At 43.5% G+C, this 22283-nt stretch carries 22 protein-coding genes; 6 read left to right on the top strand and 16 right to left on the bottom strand.

Going from position 1 to position 22283, the window contains the following annotated elements; translation table 11 throughout:
- The first annotated feature begins 2 nt into the window (after positions 1-2).
- Together J7E32_RS18510 and J7E32_RS18505 are read left to right on the top strand one after the other, a co-directional pair.
- A complete protein-coding gene (locus J7E32_RS18510; RefSeq protein WP_214910534.1) occupies positions 3-188 on the top strand; it encodes a hypothetical protein in 186 nt (61 codons plus the stop codon).
- A 94-nt stretch (positions 189-282) separates the two neighbouring features.
- Positions 283-447 (top strand): hypothetical protein, encoded by a 165-nt coding sequence (locus J7E32_RS18505; RefSeq protein ID WP_214910532.1) that lies wholly within the window; start codon positions 283-285, stop codon positions 445-447.
- Here J7E32_RS18505 and mtaB read toward each other — a convergent pair whose 3' ends face one another.
- The 12 genes from mtaB to gpr form a co-directional block, all read right to left on the bottom strand.
- On the bottom strand, positions 448-1800 hold the full coding sequence (gene mtaB / locus J7E32_RS18500; RefSeq protein WP_214910530.1) for a tRNA (N(6)-L-threonylcarbamoyladenosine(37)-C(2))-methylthiotransferase MtaB: 1353 nt from the start codon (positions 1798-1800) through the stop codon (positions 448-450).
- A gap of 5 nt (positions 1801-1805) precedes the next feature.
- Positions 1806-2555 carry a 16S rRNA (uracil(1498)-N(3))-methyltransferase gene (locus tag J7E32_RS18495; protein WP_214910528.1) on the bottom strand — a complete coding sequence of 250 codons (750 nt, stop codon included), beginning with the start codon at positions 2553-2555 and terminating at the stop codon, positions 1806-1808.
- A 134-nt stretch (positions 2556-2689) separates the two neighbouring features.
- Complete coding sequence (prmA, locus tag J7E32_RS18490; RefSeq protein ID WP_214910525.1) at positions 2690-3628, bottom strand: 50S ribosomal protein L11 methyltransferase; 939 nt, start codon at positions 3626-3628, stop codon at positions 2690-2692.
- Between the two features lie 19 nt (positions 3629-3647).
- Entirely contained in the window at positions 3648-4775 is a 1128-nt protein-coding gene (gene dnaJ / locus J7E32_RS18485) for a molecular chaperone DnaJ (RefSeq protein ID WP_214910523.1), read from the bottom strand.
- A gap of 264 nt (positions 4776-5039) precedes the next feature.
- A complete protein-coding gene (gene dnaK, locus J7E32_RS18480) occupies positions 5040-6872 on the bottom strand; it encodes a molecular chaperone DnaK (protein ID WP_214910522.1) in 1833 nt (610 codons plus the stop codon).
- A gap of 117 nt (positions 6873-6989) precedes the next feature.
- The gene (gene grpE, locus J7E32_RS18475) at positions 6990-7565 is read right to left on the bottom strand and encodes a nucleotide exchange factor GrpE (RefSeq protein WP_214910519.1); all 576 of its coding nucleotides are present in this window, start codon (positions 7563-7565) and stop codon (positions 6990-6992) included.
- 161 nt (positions 7566-7726) lie between these two features.
- Positions 7727-8758 carry a heat-inducible transcriptional repressor HrcA gene (gene hrcA, locus J7E32_RS18470; protein WP_214910570.1) on the bottom strand — a complete coding sequence of 344 codons (1032 nt, stop codon included), beginning with the start codon at positions 8756-8758 and terminating at the stop codon, positions 7727-7729.
- Positions 8759-8834: 76 nt separating this feature from the next.
- Positions 8835-9968, bottom strand: a complete 1134-nt coding sequence (gene hemW / locus J7E32_RS18465) for a radical SAM family heme chaperone HemW (protein WP_214910517.1) — start codon at positions 9966-9968, stop codon at positions 8835-8837.
- 118 nt (positions 9969-10086) lie between these two features.
- Positions 10087-11922 carry a translation elongation factor 4 gene (gene lepA, locus J7E32_RS18460; protein WP_214910515.1) on the bottom strand — a complete coding sequence of 612 codons (1836 nt, stop codon included), beginning with the start codon at positions 11920-11922 and terminating at the stop codon, positions 10087-10089.
- Positions 11923-12694: 772 nt separating this feature from the next.
- On the bottom strand, positions 12695-13015 hold the full coding sequence (locus J7E32_RS18455; protein WP_483297619.1) for a YqxA family protein: 321 nt from the start codon (positions 13013-13015) through the stop codon (positions 12695-12697).
- A gap of 33 nt (positions 13016-13048) precedes the next feature.
- Positions 13049-14254, bottom strand: a complete 1206-nt coding sequence (gene spoIIP / locus J7E32_RS18450; protein WP_214910511.1) for a stage II sporulation protein P — start codon at positions 14252-14254, stop codon at positions 13049-13051.
- A gap of 106 nt (positions 14255-14360) precedes the next feature.
- Positions 14361-15485: a GPR endopeptidase gene (gene gpr, locus J7E32_RS18445; RefSeq protein ID WP_214910509.1), complete on the bottom strand. Its 1125-nt coding sequence runs from the start codon at positions 15483-15485 to the stop codon at positions 14361-14363.
- A 226-nt stretch (positions 15486-15711) separates the two neighbouring features.
- Here gpr and rpsT point away from each other — a divergent pair, with 226 nt between their 5' ends.
- Positions 15712-15972: a 30S ribosomal protein S20 gene (rpsT, locus tag J7E32_RS18440; RefSeq protein ID WP_035209610.1), complete on the top strand. Its 261-nt coding sequence runs from the start codon at positions 15712-15714 to the stop codon at positions 15970-15972.
- A gap of 60 nt (positions 15973-16032) precedes the next feature.
- On the opposite strand, the gene holA is transcribed toward rpsT, so the two are convergent.
- Positions 16033-17055, bottom strand: coding sequence for a DNA polymerase III subunit delta (holA, locus tag J7E32_RS18435; RefSeq protein WP_214910507.1), 1023 nt, complete (start codon positions 17053-17055; stop codon positions 16033-16035).
- 350 nt (positions 17056-17405) lie between these two features.
- Between holA and J7E32_RS18430 the strand changes: the two genes are divergently transcribed.
- Positions 17406-17540, top strand: a complete 135-nt coding sequence (locus J7E32_RS18430) for a YqzM family protein (RefSeq protein WP_023627242.1) — start codon at positions 17406-17408, stop codon at positions 17538-17540.
- A 107-nt stretch (positions 17541-17647) separates the two neighbouring features.
- Here J7E32_RS18430 and J7E32_RS18425 read toward each other — a convergent pair whose 3' ends face one another.
- The 3 genes from J7E32_RS18425 to J7E32_RS18415 form a co-directional block, all read right to left on the bottom strand.
- Positions 17648-19993 carry a DNA internalization-related competence protein ComEC/Rec2 gene (locus J7E32_RS18425; RefSeq protein ID WP_214910505.1) on the bottom strand — a complete coding sequence of 782 codons (2346 nt, stop codon included), beginning with the start codon at positions 19991-19993 and terminating at the stop codon, positions 17648-17650.
- A 21-nt stretch (positions 19994-20014) separates the two neighbouring features.
- On the bottom strand, positions 20015-20428 hold the full coding sequence (locus J7E32_RS18420) for a deoxycytidylate deaminase (protein WP_214910503.1): 414 nt from the start codon (positions 20426-20428) through the stop codon (positions 20015-20017).
- Between the two features lie 100 nt (positions 20429-20528).
- Positions 20529-21146, bottom strand: coding sequence for a helix-hairpin-helix domain-containing protein (locus tag J7E32_RS18415; RefSeq protein ID WP_214910501.1), 618 nt, complete (start codon positions 21144-21146; stop codon positions 20529-20531).
- Positions 21147-21234: 88 nt separating this feature from the next.
- On the opposite strand from J7E32_RS18415, the gene comER reads away from it, so the two are divergent.
- Together comER and J7E32_RS18405 are read left to right on the top strand one after the other, a co-directional pair.
- The gene (comER, locus tag J7E32_RS18410) at positions 21235-22056 is read left to right on the top strand and encodes a late competence protein ComER (RefSeq protein ID WP_214910499.1); all 822 of its coding nucleotides are present in this window, start codon (positions 21235-21237) and stop codon (positions 22054-22056) included.
- A 12-nt stretch (positions 22057-22068) separates the two neighbouring features.
- Positions 22069-22283, top strand: a 215-nt coding sequence (locus J7E32_RS18405; RefSeq protein ID WP_214910497.1) for a hypothetical protein, incomplete at its 3' end; no start/stop codon positions are given.

Genomic DNA, 22283 nt, shown 5'->3' with positions numbered 1-22283 from the left:
GGTTGAAAATCTCATTTGGACGAAGAAACAGGAAATGTGGTCGATATCTAACTAAATCGACCATTAGATTAGAAAAGCGCAAGCGCCTTGTTCAGCACCGACAAGCTTTGGAGGGCCTGACAGTGAAGTCGCTCTTTGACTTCATTGGCAGGGCCGAAACGTCTCGAGGGGCTAGGCGCTGGAGCTAGACACTAATCTAAGTGAAAAATTTATACTTTCTTATACAGGAACAAAAAGCGCAAGCGCCTCGTTCAGCCCCGACAAGCGCTGGAGGGCCGCCCAATGAAGTCGTTCTTTGACTTCAATGGACGGATCGAAGCGACTCGAGGGGCTAGGCGCTGGAGCTGGATTAAGAAAACTACATGCAGTTATCCACACCTAAATAATTTTATAATTTCCTTAACTATAAAAAGAGAGCTGGCAATATGCCAGCTCTTTCACATTTAACTACATAACAGCTTGTTCAGCTGCAATTTCATCCTCAAGCACTCGGACAAATTGCCCTTCATTGTAAGGATAGCCTGCTTTTACAATCTTGACCTTCACAATTTTACCGATCATTTCTTCAGAAGCAGGGAAAACAACTTTCAAATAGTTGTCTGTATAACCTACATAAAGTCCGCTATCTGGCTCTTCCTTGTAGACTTCTTCAGGAATCACTTCAAGCACTTCATTTTCAAACTGAGAAGCATATTCTTTTGCAAGCTGGTTGGAAAGCTCAATCAATCTGTGAACGCGTTCGTTCTTCACGTCCTCGTCCACCTGGTCTTCCATTCTCGCAGCAGGAGTGCCTGTCCGTTTTGAATAAGGGAAGACGTGCAGCTCTGAGAATTGATGTTTCTTGATGAAATTAAAAGTTTCCATGAATTCTTCTTCCGTTTCACCAGGGAAACCGACAATGATATCAGATGTAACAGCAAGACCTGGCAATACTTCCTTCAGTCTGTCAAGGCGCTCTCCGAAAAACTCCATCGTATATTTGCGGCGCATGCGCTTCAACACTGTGTCAGAACCAGATTGCAGCGGGATGTGCAAGTGGCGGACGATAATATTGGATTGATCAATAACCTCGATTACTTCGTCCGTAATCTGGCTGGCTTCAATAGAAGAAATGCGCAGGCGCTTTATGCCCTTAACTTGTGCCTCTAGATCTCTAAGCAGTGAAGCAAGGTTGTAGTCTTTCATATCTTCTCCGTAGCCGCCGGTATGGATGCCTGTAAGAACGATTTCCTTATACCCTGCATCGACAAGCTGCTGAGCCTGGCGGATGACTTCCTGCGGGTCACGGGATCTCATCAAACCGCGTGCCCAAGGGATGATACAGAAAGTGCAAAAATTATTGCAGCCTTCCTGTATTTTCAATGAAGCCCTTGTACGGTCTGTAAATGCAGGTACATCAAGCTCTTCATAGACACGGTTCTTCATGATATTGCCAACAGCATTGATTGGCTGCCGCTCTTGCTTGAACTGTTCGATATACTGTAGCATTTTCACGCGGTCCTGTGTCCCGACAACAATATCAACGCCAGGAATCGCCATGATTTCTGCTGGCGAAGTTTGCGCGTAGCAGCCTGTAACACAAATAACAGCGTCCGGATTCTTACGGACAGCCCGGCGGATGACCTGGCGGCTCTTCTTGTCCCCTGTATTGGTTACTGTACATGTGTTGATGACATAAACATCTGAAGTAGATTCAAACTCTACTCTCTCGTATCCTTGTTCCTTAAATAACTGCCAAATGGCTTCTGTTTCGTAATGGTTAACCTTGCAACCTAATGTATGAAAAGCAACTGTAGGCATTATCTTCACCCCAATAATTCAAAATGATAGGAAACAGCAGACAAAGCATATAGCGGTGCTGTTTCTGTACGCAAGATGCGCGGCCCGAGACCACAAGATAAAAATCCGTTCTTATTAAAAAGGTCAACTTCCTCCGAGGTAAGTCCTCCCTCGGGACCAAATACAATCAGGAGGCTGTCGCCTTTCCCCAATTTCGCGAGAGTAGAAGAAAGGACCGAAGCTTCGCCTTCCCTCGCTTCCTCCTCATAGGCAACCAGCTTATAAGTATACTCATCGCTTGCCTTGATCAGTTCTTTAAGACTGACAGGTTCTTTCACTTCTGGAACATAGCTGCGATGGGACTGCTCGGCAGCTTCCTTGGCAATCTTCTGCCAGCGTTCAACCTTTTTGGCAGCTTTTTTGCCGTCCCATTTAACGATTGAGCGGGATGCGGTAAAAGGGACAAATTCATAGGCACCGAGTTCAGTACCCTTCTGGATAATCAATTCGAGCTTATCCCCTTTGGGCAGACCGCTCGCTATCACGACATGGACCGGAAGCTCAGTAGTCCCTTCCTCCCATTTTACAACGTTTGCCACAACGATTTCATCGGTAATTTCTTCAATCTGGCAAACAGCACTTTTGCCCGCGAGCGTGACACAGATGATTTCGTCCCCGGCCTTCATCCTCATAACACGTACAATGTGATGATAATCATCGCCGCTGATATTGAATTGTTCCATATTATCTTGTTCATCAATAAAATACCGCTGCACCACAGCACCTGCTTTCTGAAAAGCGCAAGCCCTTGGTCATCCCTGACAAGCGCTGGAGCTAGTTTCTCAGATTTAAGACATATGATTAAAAAAAGACAGAAAAAAGGGGTTAAGCTTTTCCCCTTTTTTCCACATTATTTCTTTTTACTGATGATTGCAACCCAGTCTTCCATAGAAATAATCTCTTCTATTTCAAAACCTGCATTGATCATTGCATCCTTGACGACTTCTTTCTTCTGCTGAATGATTCCAGATGTAATGAAATACCCGCCATTTTTCACGACCTTGCCTGCATCGTCAGCAAAACGCAAGATAACTTCTGCCAGGATATTCGCAACCACAATATCCGCTCCTTCTGCAACACCATCCAGAAGGTTGTTTTGTGAAATGGTTGCAACATCGTGGACTTTGTTCAGTTTGAGGTTTAGTTTTGCAACCTGAACTGCTACATCATCCAGATCCATCGCTTCCACTTTTCCGGCACCCAGCTTAGCCGCTGCAATACTGAGTACACCTGAACCTGTTCCAACATCCACGACGCGATCGCCCGGCTTGACTGTTCTTTCCAGCGCCTGGATACACATTACCGTTGTTGGGTGAGTTCCTGTACCGAATGCCATACCAGGGTCAAGCTCAATGATCAATTCATCCGTGTTGACTGGAGTGTAATCCTCCCAGGTTGGCACGATCGTGAATTTCTCGGAAATTTTAACAGGATTATAGTACTTTTTCCAGGCAGTTGCCCACTCTTCCTCATTCACTTCACTGATCGATACTTTATTCAACCCGATATCAATATTGTAGATCATCAGGTTATTGATCGCTTCTTTTATTTCATCTACCGTCTCTCCAAGGAAGCTATTTACCGGCAGATAAGCTTTTACAATGACTCCTTCTTCCGGATAATCGTCTGGATTAAGCTGGTATATCTCTCCGAACTGGTCCTCTCTCTCCTTTTCAAGCTCCAGCGGATCTTCGATAACAACTCCGCTCGCGCCTGCTTCGTGCAGAATATTGGAAATCGGCTCAACCGCTTCATTTGTAGTTAAAATGCTGATTTCAGACCATTTCATTTATACCAACTCCATTCGATTAATCACCTTTAAAGGCACGTTTTACTTTTGAAAAAAAGCTTTCCTCCTGTTCTCCAATAGGAGACTGTCCGCTTACTTCGGCAAACTCGCGCAATAGCTGCTTTTGCTTTTCAGAAAGCTTTGTCGGAGTAACGATTCGAACCAGAACATGCTGGTCTCCGGTACCATATCCGCGGACATTTGGTACACCTTTGCCCTTAAGTCGGAATTTTGTACCTGTCTGTGTTCCAGCAGGAACTTTTAATTTTACTTTGCCATGCAGTGTAGGGACTTCCACTTCATCACCAATCGCTGCCTGAACAAATGTGATTGGCATTTCACAATAAATATCATCGCCGTCACGCTCAAAGAATTCATGCGACCTGATATGGAAGACAATATAAAGGTCACCTGCAGGGCCGCCATTGGTACCGGCTTCCCCTTTACCTGCTACTCTCAGCTGCTGGCCATCATCGACACCAGCCGGGATTTTAACATGAATCTTGTTCCTTCTGGTAACCTTCCCAGAACCTGAGCATGTTTTACATCTTTCCTTGATTTCCTTACCAGTCCCATTACAGTAATGACACACACGGCGGTTCACAATACGTCCAAAAGGTGTATTTTGTTCTACACTTATCTGGCCGCTGCCGTGACAATGTTTACATGTATCCACTTTAGTACCTGGTTTTGCACCGGTTCCGTCACAAGTATCGCATTCTTCTTCTCGAGGAATCTCGATATCTGTTTCCTTTCCGAATACAGCTTCCTCGAACTTCAAGGTCATTGTGTACTGAAGGTCTGCACCCTGTCTTGGTGCGTTTGGATCACGGCGTCTGCCGCCTCCGCCGCCGAAGAAGGAATTGAAAATATCTTCAAAACCGCCAAAACCGCCGCCGAAATCGCCTCCGCCGCCAAATCCCTGATTAGGATCGACATGGCCGAACTGGTCGTAATGAGAGCGTTTTTGATCGTCACTCAATACCTCATACGCTTCTTTTACTTCTTTGAACTTTTCATCTGCTCCCGGCTCTTTGTTGATGTCCGGATGGAATTGTTTAGAAAGCTTGCGGTAAGCCTTCTTTAATTCATCCTTCGTAGCCGATTTACTGACTCCGAGGACTTCATAGTAATCCCGTTTACTCATGATTACCACTCCCGAATCTTTTCACATAAAGATAATTCTAACATTCCCGTACATTCATACGCAATATTTAAAATATCTGGATATGCGTTATTTTGTCTCTCTTTTTAATTCATTTGTAAAATAATTATATATAACTATTGTTTTGAAATAACTTCTAAAACTACACCCTCTGAACAGCCAGGCTGTCGATGGGCGTTTGGGTCATACAGACAAAAAGCCAAAGCCAAGTATGACCTGACTTTGACTTTTTGGTGTTATGATTGTTTATTTATCGTCATTCACTTCTTCGAATTCTGCGTCTACGACATTGTCGTCTTTCTTCGTTCCTTCTTGACCTTCTGCGCCTTGCTGTGCCTGCTGTTGCTTGGCAGCTTCTTCGTAAAGCTTGACGCTAAGGTTTGTAACGATTTCTTGAAGAGCATCCTTCTTGGTGCGGATTTCTTCAATTTCACCTTTTTCGATTGCAGCTTTCAGCTCGTCTTTAGCTTCGTTTGCTTTCTTGACTTCTTCTTCATCTACCTTGCCTTCAAGGTCCTTCAAAGTCTTTTCAGCAGTGAATACTAACTGATCAGCTTCGTTGCGAAGTTCTACTTCTTCTTTGAGTTTTTTGTCGGCTTCAGAGTTCTCTTCCGCTTCTCTTACCATGCGGTCGATTTCTTCATCAGATAATCCTGTAGAAGACTTGATTGTGATCTGCTGTTCTTTGTTTGTGCCAAGGTCTTTCGCACGTACGTTTACGATACCGTTTTTATCAATATCGAATGTTACTTCTACCTGAGGTACTCCACGTGGAGCTGGTGGAATATCAGTCAATTGGAACCGTCCCAGCGTCTTATTGGCAGATGCCATTGAACGCTCCCCTTGAAGCACGTGAATATCAACAGCAGTCTGGTTGTCAGCAGCAGTTGAGAATACCTGTGACTTTGAGGTAGGGATTGTTGTATTGCGATCGATCAGTTTTGTGAATACGCCGCCCATTGTTTCGATACCAAGTGAAAGCGGAGTAACGTCAAGAAGAACGACATCCTTTACATCACCAGAGATAACGCCACCTTGGATCGCTGCGCCCATTGCTACCACTTCATCAGGGTTTACGCCTCTGTGAGGGTCTTTTCCAGTTTCCTTTTTGATAGCTTCTTGTACAGCCGGGATACGTGTAGATCCACCGACTAGGATTACTTTATCAAGTTCTGATGGGCTTAAGCCTGCATCTTTAAGCGCCTGGCGAGTTGGTCCCATTGTACGCTCTACTAAATCTGCAGAAAGCTCTTCAAATTTAGCGCGAGTAAGGTTCACTTCAAGGTGAAGAGGACCAGCTTCTCCAGCAGTGATGAACGGAAGGGAAATCTGTGTAGAAGTTACACCAGAAAGATCCTTCTTTGCTTTTTCAGCAGCATCTTTTAAACGCTGAAGAGCCATCTTATCTTTTGAAAGGTCAATGCCATTTTCTTTTTTGAATTGTTCTACCAAGTAGTCGATGATGACCTGGTCGAAGTCGTCACCGCCAAGACGGTTGTCACCTGCAGTTGATTTAACTTCGAATACACCATCGCCAAGTTCAAGGATGGAAACGTCGAAAGTACCGCCGCCAAGGTCATAAACAAGGATCGTCTGGTCTTCATCCATTTTATCAAGGCCGTAAGCAAGTGCTGCAGCTGTTGGCTCGTTGATGATACGCTCAACTTCAAGACCTGCGATTCTTCCAGCATCCTTAGTTGCCTGACGTTCTGCATCGTTGAAATAAGCAGGTACAGTGATAACTGCTTTTGTTACAGGCTCACCAAGATAGTCTTCAGCATAAGACTTCAAGTATTGAAGAATGACTGCTGATAATTCCTGCGGTGAAAATTCTTTGCCTTCCGCTTCAACTTTATGGTCTGTACCCATATGACGCTTAATAGAGATGATTGTGTTAGGGTTAGTGATTGCCTGGCGTTTTGCCACCTCACCTACCTGGCGCTCGCCATTTTTGAACGCGATAACAGAAGGAGTCGTTCTGTTTCCTTCTGGATTTGGGATTACCTTTGGTTCGCCGCCTTCTAGTACGGCAACACAAGAGTTAGTTGTTCCTAAGTCAATACCGATGATTTTACTCATTTTCAAATACCTCCTGGTTCAATTATGTAGGCTCTTTTCCGTAAACTTTGCTGCTTGCTCAAAGCACATCTAAATCTTTATTCAATAGTCTCCTTGAAAAGAGTCCTGATTCCATTATTACTGGTTCACTTTCACCATTGCTGGACGAATGATGCGGTCTTTCAGCATATAGCCTTTTTGGAACTCTTCAACAACAATGTTGGGACCGAAATTTTCATCTTCAGCCTGCATTACGGCCTGGTGAAGATGTGGGTCAAATTCCTTGCCAACAGCTTCAATCACTTCAACGCCTTCATTTTTAAGGGCGTCAAGCAAGCTGCGGTACACCATTTCCACTCCCTGTTTAAGGGAATTAGCCTGTTCATTATCCACATCCATCTTCAAAGCACGCTCGAAGTTATCGATTGCTGGTAGCAAATCGGAAATAATGCTTTGGGCTCTATATTTAGCGCTCGCCTCAAGTTCAATTCTTGAACGGCGGCGGAAGTTGTCAAAATCAGCCTGAAGGCGCAAGTAACGGTTGTCGGCTTCCTCAAGCTTCCCTTCTAGTTCAGCCACCTTTTGCTCCATTGGATCTTGAGCTGGCATCTCTTCAGTATTTTCAGAAGCTTCATTTTCAGCAAAAACTTCCTCAACCGTTTCTTCTTCCGTCTGGCTGTTTAATTCTTGCTCAGTATTTCTCTCTTCTGTCACGTTAACTCACCTCCCTCAAAGTAACGCGGCAACTAATGCCACAATGTTCCAAAATTCCTGGATTGGTTTTATATTTCAACGAAGCAAACATGCTTCAGTAGAAAACACATAACGATTGAGGATGGAACAGGCTGCTCCACCCTTAATCAATATTTCCATGCCTATTTATTTTGATACAGGTCAGTCAGCACCTTGGACAAATCTGTGCTGATCAATTGCAGCAAGCTGATGACACGTGAATACTCCATACGGGTTGGACCTAAAACCGCAATTGTTCCCAATTTCTCTTCGCCAATTGCATAGGTTGCAGTGATCAGACTGCAATTTTCCATCGCTGAATTATCATTCTCCGTGCCGATCCTTACGTTAATCCCTGCCGGATTTTGTTTGAGCAGTTGATATAGACCGTCCTCATGCTCAATCATGTTCATAAGGCTGCGGATTTTCTCAACATCGTTGAATTCTGGCTGGCTAAGGATATTGGTCTTGCCGCCAAAAAATACTTTTTCATGCGAAGGCAGATTGAGCGTGTCCGCAATCGAGTGCAGGAGAGTATCATAACTGCTTATATGCTGGCGCAACAGCATGGCTATCTCCTTGTAAATCTTAGAGTTAAGGCTTGTAAGCGGGACTCCTGCCAAGCGTTCGTTCAGGATATTGACCATTTTCTCAACATCAGAAGGATCGACACTTGTAGGGAAATTGAACATCCTGTTTTCTACATGCCCAGTGTCCGTCACGATAATGGCAATCGCAGTGTCCTTTGTCAACGGAACGATCTGAAGCTTCTTCAATCTGTTGTCCTTAACAGCCGGACCTAGCACAATCGAAGTATAATTCGTCATTTCAGACAGGATTTTCGCTGATTTCTGCACGATTTTTTCCAGCTCGTATATCCGTTCGGCGAAAATCGATTTCACCGCCGCCATATCTGAATGATTCACTTTTTGAGGCAGCAGAAGGTTATCCACATAAAACCGATATCCCTTTTCGGACGGAATCCTTCCAGAGGATGTATGGGTTTTTTCAATGAATCCCATATCCTCCAAATCCGCCATTTCATTTCGGATTGTAGCCGAACTGAAATTAATTTCTTCCTTTTTCGACAAGCTCCTCGAACCTATCGGCTGAGCTGAACGAATAAAGTCATCAACAATCACCTGCAAAATGAGCACCTGACGATCTGTTAACAACATCATCACCTCTGTTAGCACTCTATAAGAACGAGTGCTAATTCTAAAAATAATTTATCAATAATCGTTGAGGATGTCAATGATTTGATACCCCGATGAATGATTGAAAAACTTCATTGCCGAGAAGGCGGCCGTGTCTTGTTAGTGAGATTTTATCTCCATCACTTTTCAGAAGGCCTTTCGCAGACCACTCCTTGATTTGACCCGCAAATAATTCGAGCGGATTCCGGCCAAATTTTTCCTCAAAGTGTCGAATTGAGACACCTTCAGTTTTTCGCAGTCCGAGGAACATTTCCTCTTCCATTTTTTCCTCAAGGGTCACTCTATGCGCATCCATGATCGGAAGTTCCCCTTTGGATAGAGGTTCCATATATTTTTTTAGCGGTCCGAAATTGGACTGCCTGATGCCATCGACATACCCATGAGCCCCGGCACCAAACCCGTAATACTCTTCGTTGTTCCAATAGGTAAGATTGTGTCTGCTTTCGAATCCCGGGACAGCGAAATTGCTGATCTCATATTGCCTAAGACCACCGTTTTCGATTTGCTCCATTAGGGTTTCATACATTTCTGCTTCTGCATCCTCACCTGGGAGTGGGAGCTTGCCCTTTTGCAGTAAGTTGTAGAACACTGTTTTCGGTTCAATGATTAACGAATACCCTGAATAATGGACGAGTCCTAATCCGAGGGCTGTTTGGATTGATTGTATGAAATCCTGCTTCGTCTGGCCAGGAAGGCTGTATATCAAGTCGATGCTGATATTATCGAAACCAGCTGTTTTCGCATTTTCAATTGATTCAAATACATCCTTTGCCCGATGGCTGCGCCCGATTTTTTTCAAAAGTTCATCATTGAAAGTCTGCACTCCAAAACTTAGACGATTGACACCAGCATTCTTGAGGATCGCAAGTTTTTCTTTCGAAAGGTCGCCAGGGTTCGCTTCAAAGGTATATTCCGTATTGTTGTCTATATTTAGCTGTCTGTTGATCGCTGAAACAAGCTTATCCAATTGTTTTTCATTTAAGGCCGTAGGTGTGCCGCCACCGACAAATACCGTTTGCATTACTTCTTTGTTTACCGGCAAGCTCATTTCCTTTTCAAGTGCCTCCAGGTATTCATCAACCGGCTGACCCTTCATAAATACCTTATTGAAATCACAGTAATGGCAAATATGGTGGCAGAAAGGAATATGGATGTATGCTGCTTTCATTTTTTCACTTCCTAAAGTGGTTTTTCAGGCCAGAATTTAGATCCATTTTCATGAATTTATTGAAAAAAGAGGCCAGAATCGCTTGCTTTAACAAGCACATCCAGCCTCCCCTGCTATTTTATTTCTTCGTATTGTTGTCGTCCATTTTCAGGACTGCCATGAAGGCTTCCTGCGGAACTTCTACAGATCCGACTTGCTTCATGCGCTTTTTACCTTCTTTTTGCTTCTCAAGGAGCTTACGTTTACGGGAGATATCCCCACCGTAACACTTCGCCAATACGTTTTTGCGCATCGCCTTGATTGTCGAGCGCGCAACAATTTTCTGGCCGATGGCTGCCTGGATTGGCACCTCGAATTGCTGACGAGGGATTAGGTCCTTCAATTTTTCAACGATGACCTTTCCTCTTTCATAGGCAAAATCATTATGAACGATGAAGCTCAAAGCATCCACTTTTTCAGCGTTCAGCAAGATATCCATCTTCACAAGCTTGGAAGTCTTGTACCCGATCAGTTCATAATCGAAGGACGCATAGCCTTTCGTGCTTGATTTTAGCTGATCGAAGAAATCATAAACGATTTCCGACAGCGGAATTTCATACACGATGCTGACACGAGTTTCGTCCATATATTGCATATCAATGAAGATGCCGCGCTTTTCCTGACAAAGCTCCATGATTGCCCCAACATAGTCATTCGGCGCCATCATCGTTGCTTTTACATAAGGCTCTTCAACACGGTCAATTTTTTGAGGATCAGGCATGTTAGAAGGATTGTCTACCTTCAATTCAGTACCATCAGTCATGATAACATCATAGATTACACTTGGCGCTGTCGTAATCAAATCAATCTTGAATTCACGTTCAATTCGCTCCTGGATGATTTCCATATGAAGAAGTCCAAGGAATCCACAGCGGAAACCGAAGCCAAGTGCCTGCGAAGTTTCAGGCTCGAATTGCAGAGCTGAATCGTTCAGCTCCAATTTTTCAAGAGCTTCCCTCAGGTCGTTGAACTTAGCTGAGTCAATTGGATATAGTCCGCAATATACCATTGGGTTTAGGCGGCGATAACCTGGAAGCGGTTCGGATGCGCCGTTTTTCGCATTGGTAATTGTATCACCTACACGTGTGTCGCCAACGTTTTTGATTGCCGCAGTAAGGAAACCTACATCCCCGACTGTCAATTCACCTGCAGGAGTAGCTTTTGGAGTGAATACTCCAACTTCCGTTACTTCAAATTCTTTGCCTGTTGCCATCATCTTGACCTTGTCGCCAACTTTTACGGTGCCATCGACGACACGGATATAAGCGACTACGCCGCGGTATGCGTCGTACAAGGAGTCGAAGATCAATGCTTTCAAAGGAGCTTCAGGGTCCCCTTGTGGAGCAGGAACTTTCTCGACGATTTGTTCCAGGATATCTTCAATTCCGATTCCCGCTTTAGCAGAAGCAAGAACAGCTTCAGAAGCATCCAGACCGATCACTTCTTCAATTTCATTTCTGACACGTTCAGGATCCGCACTTGGCAAATCGATTTTATTGATGACCGGCACGATTTCCAGGTCATTATCGATTGCGAGGTAAACGTTCGCCAAGGTCTGTGCCTCGATTCCCTGTGCCGCATCGACAACAAGGACGGCACCTTCACATGCTGCCAGGCTTCGGGAAACTTCATAGGTGAAGTCTACGTGTCCTGGAGTATCGATAAGGTGGAAAGTATAGATTTCTCCATCTTTCGCCTTGTACTTCAATTGTACTGAGTTCAGTTTTATCGTGATTCCACGCTCACGTTCAAGGTCCATCGAATCCAAAAGCTGATCCTTCATCTCACGTGCAGTCAACGCATTCGTCTTTTCAAGGATACGGTCAGCCAGCGTCGACTTACCATGGTCAATATGGGCGATAATCGAAAAATTTCGTATTTTGCTTTGTCTATTCAGTCTTTCTTCTCTGCTCATTGCGTTCACTCCTACTATACTCGCGCATGTACACTATTGTTGATTATATCAGCAGGAATATCAAGATTCAATAAATAATAGTGGAAGATTGGCATTGGAGGGGTGTCTGCCAAGCATAAAGGTACCCTTATAGGTGGATTTCTTACCTCATAAGGGCTCCTTTCTTCGGTAAAGAGACCCTTATGAGGGGGATTCCTTTCGCATAAGGGCTCCTTTCATGGTTAAAGAGACCCTTATGAGTGGGGTTCTTACCGCATAAGGGCTCCTTTCATGGTTATAGACACCCTTATGAGTGGGGTTCTTGCCGCATAAGGGCTCCTTTCAGGGATAAAGAGACCCTTATGAGTGGGGTTCTTACCGCATAAGGGCTCCTTTCATGGTTAAAGAGACCCTTATGAGTGGGGTTCTTACCGCATAAGGGCTCCTTTCATGATTATAGACACCCTTATGAGTGGGGTTCTTGCCGCATAAGGGCTTCTTTCAGGGATAAAGAGACCCTTATGAGCGTGGTTCTTTACGTATAAGGGCTCCTTTCTTCGGTAAAGAGGCCCTTATGGGTGGGGGCTTTTCGCATAAGGGCACCTTTCAGGGATAAAGAGACCCTTATGAGTGGGGTTCTTACCGCATAAGGGCACCTTTCATGGTTAAAGAGACCCTTATGAGTGGGTTTCTTTCCCCATAAGGGTCTCTTTCTGCTGCTAAATCAATCTCATAATTGCAATGCAAATAAATCTTTAAGCTAAAAACAGCGGGCCTAAGCCCGCTGCTCTACTTACTTCCCAGTTATTAATTCAACAGTTTTCTCGACGATCGTGGAGACTCCATCGGCCAGGTTTTTTCCTATAGATGAAAAGAGGTTATATGCTTTCATTTCTTCTAGTTTTTTCCGCTTTTGTTCCAAGTCATGGCTGGAGACGTCATTTCCTAATATGGCTGTTTCGAAGGTCCCGTTTTCCTTTTCTTCAATGTTGAACGCACTTTTGAATTCAGGGTCTTCATAGCCTTTCATTTTAAGGATGCCTTCATTTGCCTGTTGCATGCCGAACAATACGGATATGAACATTAAAGAAGCTAGCATAAAGCTTTTAAGCATGAACATTTTCATTTCAATCACCTAACCGAATTTTTATTGTTTGTCAGGAGGCTGCTGAGCTGGCGCTCCTACTTTTTCTGCCTGCCAGTAGAATTCGCTGAAAACATCTGCAAGTGCATCGGCAGACCTGTTTAGTTCTTCAAATGTGTTGTCAACGCCGCCAAACTCTATTAGCAGTGCGTTTCCGGACAAGTCCTGATTGAATTTGCCATTTGTTGAGGCGCCCTTTTTCTCGATGATGCCCCTGCTTAATCCCTTGCCGTATTTTTTATCGAGGAGGTTATGCAGTTCTCGTGCGAGAGCAAGGTTTTTTTCATAATTGGCATTTTCCCCTCCAATGACAAATGCGAGTTTGGCATAAGGCTTGCCATTTATCTGGATCGTCGTTTTATCTTTGCGATATCCGTCTCGATGGATATCAATAAAGTATTGTAGGTTCCGGTCCCCAGCCATCGCGGCTTCTACAACTGGCCGTGATTCCTGATAGGCTTTACCAAACCCAAGCCCTTTCTTGCTGAGATTGGCCATTACGTCGGTTTTATCTACCGTTGTTCCCACGCCACGCTGTTCAAGACTCTTTTTCAGCTGGTCACCTATCTTCGTGACATTCACTTGTGAGTGATAGGCCTTATTCGGATCGGTCACACCCTTGAGATAAGGGAGATAGGATTCCCTTGTGTGTGTAAAATAAATATAGACGGCTTTACGGTCTCCAGTGGATAGCGGAGGTGCTGCCGTATCTTCAGAATTACCCGTATCTAAACCTTCTGTGTTTTGGAGCGCCGCCTCCTGCTCTGCTTTCAATACATCGACAGGGGGAGCTGATTCCATTGGCATGTTCGTATAATTCGTTCCTTCACCAGCAACAAGTATCTTCCCGTCAAAAAGCGAGAAACCCGGAAGCTCCCTGCCTAGTAAGCTCCGAGGATCATCCAGATTGATATTGGTAGAAAGCTTGAACATGACATTCGTTAGCTTCGGTGTCTCATATTCCTCTGGGAGCGCCTGAAGGAATTGATGGTTTTCCCAACCCATTAAACTGAAAAGCAGCTGGCCATTCAGATTGTTTGCGGCCTGATTAACGGAATCCGAGGTGATTCTGTATTCTGGCTTTAGCGAAGTCATCACTCCACTTATGGAAAAAATCCCAATGAGAAAGAACACAAATGCTAATGCGGCTTTTACTACTTGAGTCCCTTGGACGGCTACAATTATTCCAGATCGTTTATTAAATCTCATTGTTCCACCTCTCTAATGCAAGTCTAGTAAATGTTATGACTTTGCTAGAGAAGATAGAACTCCGAATCCTTCCGTAACGAATTTGAAATAAATTCAATAGAATATCTTAATGTGTATACATGCCTGTATTGTCCTGGTCAACATTCGTATGCAGAGCAGAATTAAGGCCGCTGGCAATCAGGTTGGCCATATCATCTATGAATACATCGACTTCTTTTGGCGTCACCATCAGGTTATGGCCTAAAGGTGATAAAACCTCATAAATAAGCTTACGCTTCTCTTCGTCTTCAAGCGTTCCGATCATTCCAAGGAAGGTTTGACGATGTTCAGCTTCTGGCAGGTCTTCTTCTGTCAGCTTTTTTCTTTTGCCAAAACTCATTCCGGCCGGGACAAGTGACCTCGAAGGCTTATCCCCTTCTCTCATTTCCTTGCCAAAATGTTTTAAAATGAAATCAATCGTATCACTTGTAATCGAAACCGCATCAACCACTGTTGGAACTCCAATCGCTATCACTGGAATGCCTAATGTTTCTTTGCTTATTTCCTTCCTTTTATTACCTACGCCTGATCCAGGATGGATACCTGTGTCCGAAATCTGAATCGTCGAATTGACTCTTTCAATAGAACGCGAAGCAAGTGCATCGATTGCAATGACGAAATCTGGCTTCGTTTTCTCGACGACGCCAAAAATAATATCAGAGGTCTCTATCCCAGTTAGTCCCATGACTCCCGGAGAAAGCGCGCTAACAGAACGATACCCTTCTTCGACACTTTCAGGCTGGAGATCGAAAAGATGCTTGGTAACAAGCAGGTTTTCACAGACGAGAGGCCCTAAAGCATCGGGTGTAACATTCCAGTTTCCCAGACCAACAACAAGGCAGGATGCATTTTCCTGGATGCCGGATTGTTTGATAAAATGGGCAAATTCATTTGCAAATACTTTTTCTACTTTTCCCTGCAGCTCGGTATCCTGCTGGCGAATACCGACCACTTCGATTGTCAAATATTGCCCCTGTTTTTTGCCAATGCTCTTTTCACCCTCCGCTGTTACCTCTACTAGAGAAATCTTTATATCATTTTCTTCTTTTTCTTTTATAATGACGCCTTCAATATGGGAGAGATTTTCCTGGGTATGGACAGTTGCTGCCTGATCTGCCAGCACCATCTCCCTCGCTTCCACAGCCAGGTCAGTCCTGATTGAATACATGCTCAAGTCTACTGGTTCCTTCATTTTCGCATTCCTCCCAATAACAGTTTGGCTGCACTACAGCATACTATTGCCTATCTTTTCCTTTTACATAAAAAAACATTCACGATACACTAGACTTAAGTTTAAGGAGAGTATTGCATTATTAACCCCTGTTTGATAAAATATCATTTGTTCTTAATAAAATAAGAAATGTACTGGAAATGTCGAGTTCCATAAAATCTCGATGCTTTTTTAGGAGGTGAACGGAATGCCAAACATTAAATCTGCAATCAAACGCGTAAAAACTAGTGAAGCGAGCAAAGCTCAAAACATTACTGTGAAATCTTCTATGCGTACAGCAGTTAAAAAAGCAGAAGCAGCAATCGTGAACAACGATACTGAAGCAAAAGTTTCTTTCGCTGAAGCAGCTAGCAAGCTTGACAAAGCAGCAGCTAAAGGTCTTATCCACAAAAACGCAGCTTCCCGCAAAAAAGCCCGTTTAATGAAAAAATTAAACGCTAATGGCTAATGCTAAATGCAAATAAAAAAACGACCTTCCTGAAGGTCGTTTTTTTATTTTGCTCTCTATTTATTTCCTTCCATTTATCTGAAAAAGGATCATTTCAATCAGCATTTCTTTTTTCATGCCGCCTGTTTTCATTTGATAATCCGCATCCGCGAGAAGCTTCATGATCCTAGTCAATTCCTCATCTGAAAACGCTCCTGCCTGCCCCGCTGCCAATTTCACCCTGAATGGATGGACTTTCAAGGTCCCAGCAATCTGCTGCTGTCCATACCCTTTTCGAGCAAGCTCCTTCACCTGGTATATCAGCCTAAATTGACCTGTAATCACGGCAAGAATCTTAATCGGTTCTTCGTTCTGCTTTAATAAATCATAATAAATCCTTAAAGCTGACTCAACATTTCGATGGACAACCTTGTCGACCAGAGAAAAAATATTCTGTTCCAACGACCTTGCAGTCAGTCGGTCGACAATCTCCCTGCTGATTGGCTCGTTTTCTCCCGCATAAAGCGCAAGTTTATCGATTTCTGAAGTCAGCATGAACAAATTCGTACCCGCAAGCGTCAATAGAAGCTCGATTGCATCATTATCAATAATCGCTCCGTTTACCTGAGCGCGTTCTTTTACCCAGACTTTGGTTTCTTGTTCACTCAGCTTCTTGGCTTCGATGACCGTAGCTTTCCGCTTTAACTCCTTAGTCACTTTCTTCCGTTCGTCCAGTTTCTCGTAAGGTGCAGAAAAGACAACGATTGAGTAAGGCGCAGGCTGTGAAAGATATTCCTCCAGTTTCGCTAAATTATGCTCCACCTTTCCTTTTGACTTTTCCGATGTCAAAAATACGGGATTCTGGAGGATGACCAATCGTTTTTCTCCCATGAACGGGAAAGTTTCTGCATCTTCCAGCGCTGCTTCGATTGGCACTTCTTCTAAGTCATAAACCGAATAATTGAAATCTTTCTCTTCGTCATCCAAAACATGATCCACCAGAAGCTGTTTTGTTTCATTTATTAGAAAGGTTTCTGTTCCATACATTAAATAAACAGGATCCACCTGTTTTTTGCTTATTTTTTTCCAAATGTCCAATACCACTTTTTTCCGCTCCGTTCAATCCATTTTTGCCATATATCTATCGTAAAGAAGCTTGGACATTTTGACAAGCATTCTAAGGGAATTGGCCCCCTATCCGGACCAATTCCCCTATTTATATTGAACGCTGAAATATAAGGCCTAGGATACTTATATATCAACGGTGCATCATGGTAAGATTATTTTAGCCGCAGACGGGAAAAGTATTTGTGACAACTCTTGGTACATTGACACACATAAAGGAAGACAGCAAACTTCGGTTTAATTTTTCAAATACAATGCTGCGCAGAGAACACTGGATTTTTTAATTTGAATCGCTTATACTATTATAGAATTATTAGGGGGGATTGACTGTGAATCAATTCGAAGAAAATGTCCAAAGTAATCGCAATGACGCTGTTGACTCAGGTGTTGGATTCATCGTTTCTTTTGGATTCTTTGCAACAATGTTCATTATTGCGACAGTCGTGCAGTTAATCGGAAGTTAATCACGGCTACATAGGATAAACTTTTGGAGACTGCATTTAACAAAATGCAGTCTCTTATCATGTTCTTGTGATTTTTGGGGGAGAGAACTATTTGTTCTTGCTATATACTATGGAAGTTGTGTCATAAACGTTCCTGAATTGTCTTTAAACCTGTAAATGATTGCACCATTTTCATCGGTCCTGAAAATCTGCGTGCCACGTTCTTCTAACCTTTTGATGACTTCTTCGCCAGGATGGCCATACCGGTTATTCTCTCCTACAGAAATGACTGCAAAATCTGGATTCGTTCTTTCCAGAAAAAGTTCTGAACTGGAGTTTTTGCTGCCATGATGTCCGATCTTTAAAACACCTATGTCAATGTCCTTCATTTTCCTCGCCATTAAATTTTCTCCTTCAATCCCCAGATCCCCTGTAAAAAGCCACTTTTTTCCGCCAATAGCGGCATGCAGCACAATTGACTGGTCGTTTCGCTCCCCAACAGTTTCGCTTGGATTGAGTATCCTAAAATCTCCCTCAGCCGTTGTCCATCCAGTGCCTAAACCAGCTACATAAATATCTGCTCCCTTGTCATTGGCGATTTCCATGATGTCCAACTCCAATTCTGACCTCTCTTCTGCACGCGGTACTAGCAGCTGTTTTACGCGTATTTCCTCCAACAAAGCAACAGCTCCACCTATATGATCCGTGTCTCCGTGGGTCAAAATTAATTTATCAATAGTCCTGACCCCTGCACTTTTTAAATATGGAACGACGATTTTCTTGCCGGGATCATAGGTGCTGCCTCTCTGCTGCCATTTTTCTTTTTCAAAAGGCATGACACCGCCTGTATCTATAAGATAATTGCCCTGATTATACGGCATTCTGATGAAGATGCTGTCACCTTGCCCGACATCCAGGAAGGTAATCTGCCCATATGGATTCAGATACGGCAAAAATACTTGCAGTAATAGAGGAAGTAACGGCAAGGTAAAAAGCCATAGAGGAGGATTTAACTTTTTAACAATACAACCTTCCCATCTGAAAAAAAATAGTGGAATCAAAATGATTTGCACAATAAGTAAAAATGGCTCAAGTTTACCAATAATGATCATTGACATCGGGAGCTCAGACAGTTTCATGGCCAAAAGATTTACATGGTGTACAAGGTTCTCGAGAAAGTGCAAATAAAAGGACGGCAACGCTCCCAGAAACAACAAAATCACATAGGATACCAACAAAAGCGGAAGCAATAAGAAAGAGAAAAGCGGCACGAAGAGGAGATTGGCGAAAATCGATATGGCAGAGACTTCATAGAATGCAGCAAGGATGACAGGAAGGCTTGAGAGCTGAGCTATAAAAGAGACTGCAGCTGTCTGCTTTACAAACGAAGTAAGACTTTTAAGAATAACCGGTGCTGAAATGACCAGGGAGAAGCTGACGGTGAAAGAGAGTTGGAACCCTATATCAAAGATGATACTCGGCTGGATAAGTGCCATGAGCATAAAGGCTGCTGAAACTGCGTCAATGGGCGTCATGCGGAGCGATATTCGCCGCGAGCCAATCAATATGACCAGCATCGCCGCTGCCCTGACAACCGGAGGAGCCAGCCCGGTCATAACTGCGTAAACAGGCAGGAAGACCATTAACAATATTTCAGTTTTTTCCTTAGTCATCCCTATCCTGATACAAATAAAGTAAATCATACCTGTAAGCAACCCAACATGCAGGCCTGAAATAGCCAGCAAATGAACAATGCCTATTTTCTGGTAAGAACGTTCTGTTTCGGGATTGAAGAGACTTCTTTCCCCAAAAACCAGCGCTGCAGCAAGGGCGGAGGTTTCTTCTGGCAAAGTGTCTTTTATCCTGGCAATTTCGTTGTGCCTTGTTGCTTTTAATGCGGTTAAAATTCCATCGGATTGTTGATAACAAGTTTCCAGAGACAGTTTGTCGGCCTCAAAGATCCAGAAGATATCGTTCAGCTGAAGATAATCTTTGTAATCGAATGCATTGGGATTTCGGGCAGGAGATGGACGATTGAGGATTCCGGACGCAGCACATGCCATTTCAGGAGTAAGAAGTGTTTGAATAATTTGTTGTTCGGTATTTGACTTGATCCTGTATGTGACAACCAGTTTTTCATTAGCAGGCAATGCTTTCCCGTATGCAAAAAGCAAGTCACCGTCCAGTTTGATTTCATCGTCAAATAAGATCAGGAAGTTTTTTTCAGTGCCAGTTAAAATTGTTGCAGAATGTGACTCCGAATATCCCGCGGCCATAAAAATGAGGTAGCAGCCCGCCATAAGCACAAGTGTGGAAGCAGGGAGTTTTTTCAGCTTTTTTAACAGAATCATGGTAAGCAGGAACAGTCCCCCGTATATGAACTTGTTTTCGGTAATGGTCAGAAGACCCAGCAAGGAGACAGCTGCAAGGTAAAACAGCTGCCCTTTAATAGGCCAAAATCGATTTGGCAACATATTCTATTTTCCTTTATTAAGTTATTTTGATAAGTGGACAACCTCGACATCCCTTAGGAACAGTTCATTATACTTGTTAGGGTAGGCGCTGCGGTATACGATTCTGGTAATCCCTGACTGTGCGAGTGTCTTTGAACATTTTTCGCAAGGCTCGTGGGTAACAAAGGCTGTCGCTCCCTTTAAAAGCCCTCTGTCGGCATGGAGGACGGCATTCTCTTCAGCATGAAGGGTCCTTATGCATCTTCCCTGTTCGTTAATCAGGCATCCGACATCCTCACAGTGGTCATGGCCATGTATGGAGCCGTTGTAACCAGTTGATACAATATGCTTGTCCTTTACAATGACACAGCCTACATGCAGCCTGGGGCAGGTAGAGCGTGTCCCAACTTCTTCAGCGATATCCAAAAAGTATTCATCCCAACTCTTTCGTTCCATGCTGTAATCCCCCTTTTAAAAGCTCAAAAAATGTACATGTATTTTAATTTCCATATCTCTAATTTTAATACTTATCATCAAAGAGTCAATTTCAATGCAGCTATTTCACCGAAATCAAGTCCTTCAATTTTTCGAACGTTTTATCACCAATTCCGCTGATTTCTTTTAAATCCTCGATTGATTTGTACGGACCGTTCGTTTCGCGGTATTCAATAATTGCCTCTGCTTTGGCAGGCCCTATCCCCGGCAAAGTCTGGAGCTCACTGGACCCGGCAGAGTTCAAGTTCACTGTCCCATTTGTTTCAGTCTCTCCCACTTGTACAGGTACGACAGCATTAACATTCTCGCCGATTCGCGGCACATATATGGCCATTTCATCCTCTACATATAACGCGAAATTGATGGCAGCCGGATCGGCGTCCTCAGCAAGCCCTCCTGCCAGTTCAATTAGGTCAACCACCCTTCCTCCCTCATTGATTTCGTAAACGCCAGGGTTTACGACTGCGCCTTTGATGTCAGCCATCATGACCATTATTTTTTCATCGGCATTTGATTCATCTTTTTCATCACTGTTAGCTTCGACATCTGCAACCATTGCTAAAGTTGCTTCATTCATTTCAGTCAGTTCATCTTCTTTATCAAAGGATGAATAAAATAAAAATAATACAGCCGCTATTCCTGCAATAACATAGATTTTGTTTTCTTTGATCCAGTCCACAAACGTTCAACACCTTTCTATATGTCATAAACTAAAACTTGAAATCATATGGATATAGGAGAATAAATGTACGAAGGAGGGAAGGGTTATGAAAATAGGGATTATAGGCACAGGGAATATGGGGAGAATTCTCGCCGAAGCTCTCATTGATGGGAATGCCGTTTCCCCTTCTTCAATGATGATCACAAATAGGACATTATCAAAAGCTTTAGAGATTCAAAAAATATATCCTGGCTTATCAGTTGGCAAGAACGCGATAGAAGTTGCTGAAAACGCTGATGCTATTTTCGTATGCGTTAAGCCCCATCATGTTTTAGGAGTCCTTGAGACCATTAATCCTGTGCTCACAAAGGATAAATGTGTAATTTCGATAACAAGCCCTATTAGTGTAGGGCAAATAGAAAGCAAAGTAGATTGTTCTGTCATGAGAATCATTCCAAGCATTACAAACAGAGCGCTTGCTGGTATTTCACTTTTCTCGTTTGGAACTCGATGCACGACGGAATGGAGGGAAGCATTATTTAGCCTTTTTAAAAAGGTATCTGTTCCACTGGAAATCGAGGAGAATATCACAAGAGTTGCATCAGATATTGTCAGCTGCGGTCCAGCTTTCTTCAGTCATCTTGTCCAGAGTTTTATCAATGGAGCGGTCAAGGAAACGGAAATTGATCAGGAAACTGCCACCAAACTATCAAGTGAGATGCTAATTGGTTTAGGAGAATTGTTGAGTCAAAATCATTATACTTTACAGACTTTACAGGAAAAGGTTTGCGTTAAAGGCGGCATAACAGGAGAAGGAATCAAGGTGCTTGAAAGTGAAACGGGAGATATGTTTGAAAAGATATTTCAGGCTACACATAAAAAATTTGCAGAAGAACTGGAAAAAACGAAGGAACAATTCGGTCCCTAAAAGATTTCGCTATTGGCCTTTATAATCCTTCTATATAAATGTGACAAATTTAGAACAAAAAGCGCAAGCGCCTCGTTCAGCCCCGACAAGCGCTGCCCGCCTGAAACGCCACTTCGTGTGGCTGGCGGGTCTAGCACGTCCTGTGCCTCGGAGGGCCGACCGATGAAGTCGTTCTTTGACTTCATTGGGCGGACCGAAATTGAAATGTATAGCCGACTGCCCAGAAA

The organism is Bacillus sp. ISL-55 (genome assembly GCF_018613155.1).
GTDB lineage: Bacteria > Bacillota > Bacilli > Bacillales > Cytobacillaceae > Mesobacillus.
This window is presented reverse-complemented; position numbering and strand designations above follow the sequence as displayed.

Coding starts and splice junctions, on each gene's coding strand:
- dnaJ (WP_214910523.1), bottom strand. CDS start 4,775: ATGAGTAAACGGGATTACTATGAAGTCCTCGGAGTCAGTAAATCGGCT.
- mtaB (WP_214910530.1), bottom strand. CDS start 1,800: ATGCCTACAGTTGCTTTTCATACATTAGGTTGCAAGGTTAACCATTAC.
- gpr (WP_214910509.1), bottom strand. CDS start 15,485: ATGAAGGAACCAGTAGACTTGAGCATGTATTCAATCAGGACTGACCTG.
- comER (WP_214910499.1), top strand. CDS start 21,235: ATGAAAATAGGGATTATAGGCACAGGGAATATGGGGAGAATTCTCGCC.
- J7E32_RS18455 (WP_483297619.1), bottom strand. CDS start 13,015: ATGCTTAAAAGCTTTATGCTAGCTTCTTTAATGTTCATATCCGTATTG.
- hemW (WP_214910517.1), bottom strand. CDS start 9,968: ATGAAAGCAGCATACATCCATATTCCTTTCTGCCACCATATTTGCCAT.
- rpsT (WP_035209610.1), top strand. CDS start 15,712: ATGCCAAACATTAAATCTGCAATCAAACGCGTAAAAACTAGTGAAGCG.
- lepA (WP_214910515.1), bottom strand. CDS start 11,922: ATGAGCAGAGAAGAAAGACTGAATAGACAAAGCAAAATACGAAATTTT.
- J7E32_RS18420 (WP_214910503.1), bottom strand. CDS start 20,428: ATGGAACGAAAGAGTTGGGATGAATACTTTTTGGATATCGCTGAAGAA.
- prmA (WP_214910525.1), bottom strand. CDS start 3,628: ATGAAATGGTCTGAAATCAGCATTTTAACTACAAATGAAGCGGTTGAG.
- spoIIP (WP_214910511.1), bottom strand. CDS start 14,254: ATGAGATTTAATAAACGATCTGGAATAATTGTAGCCGTCCAAGGGACT.
- J7E32_RS18425 (WP_214910505.1), bottom strand. CDS start 19,993: ATGTTGCCAAATCGATTTTGGCCTATTAAAGGGCAGCTGTTTTACCTT.
- J7E32_RS18505 (WP_214910532.1), top strand. CDS start 283: ATGAAGTCGTTCTTTGACTTCAATGGACGGATCGAAGCGACTCGAGGG.
- dnaK (WP_214910522.1), bottom strand. CDS start 6,872: ATGAGTAAAATCATCGGTATTGACTTAGGAACAACTAACTCTTGTGTT.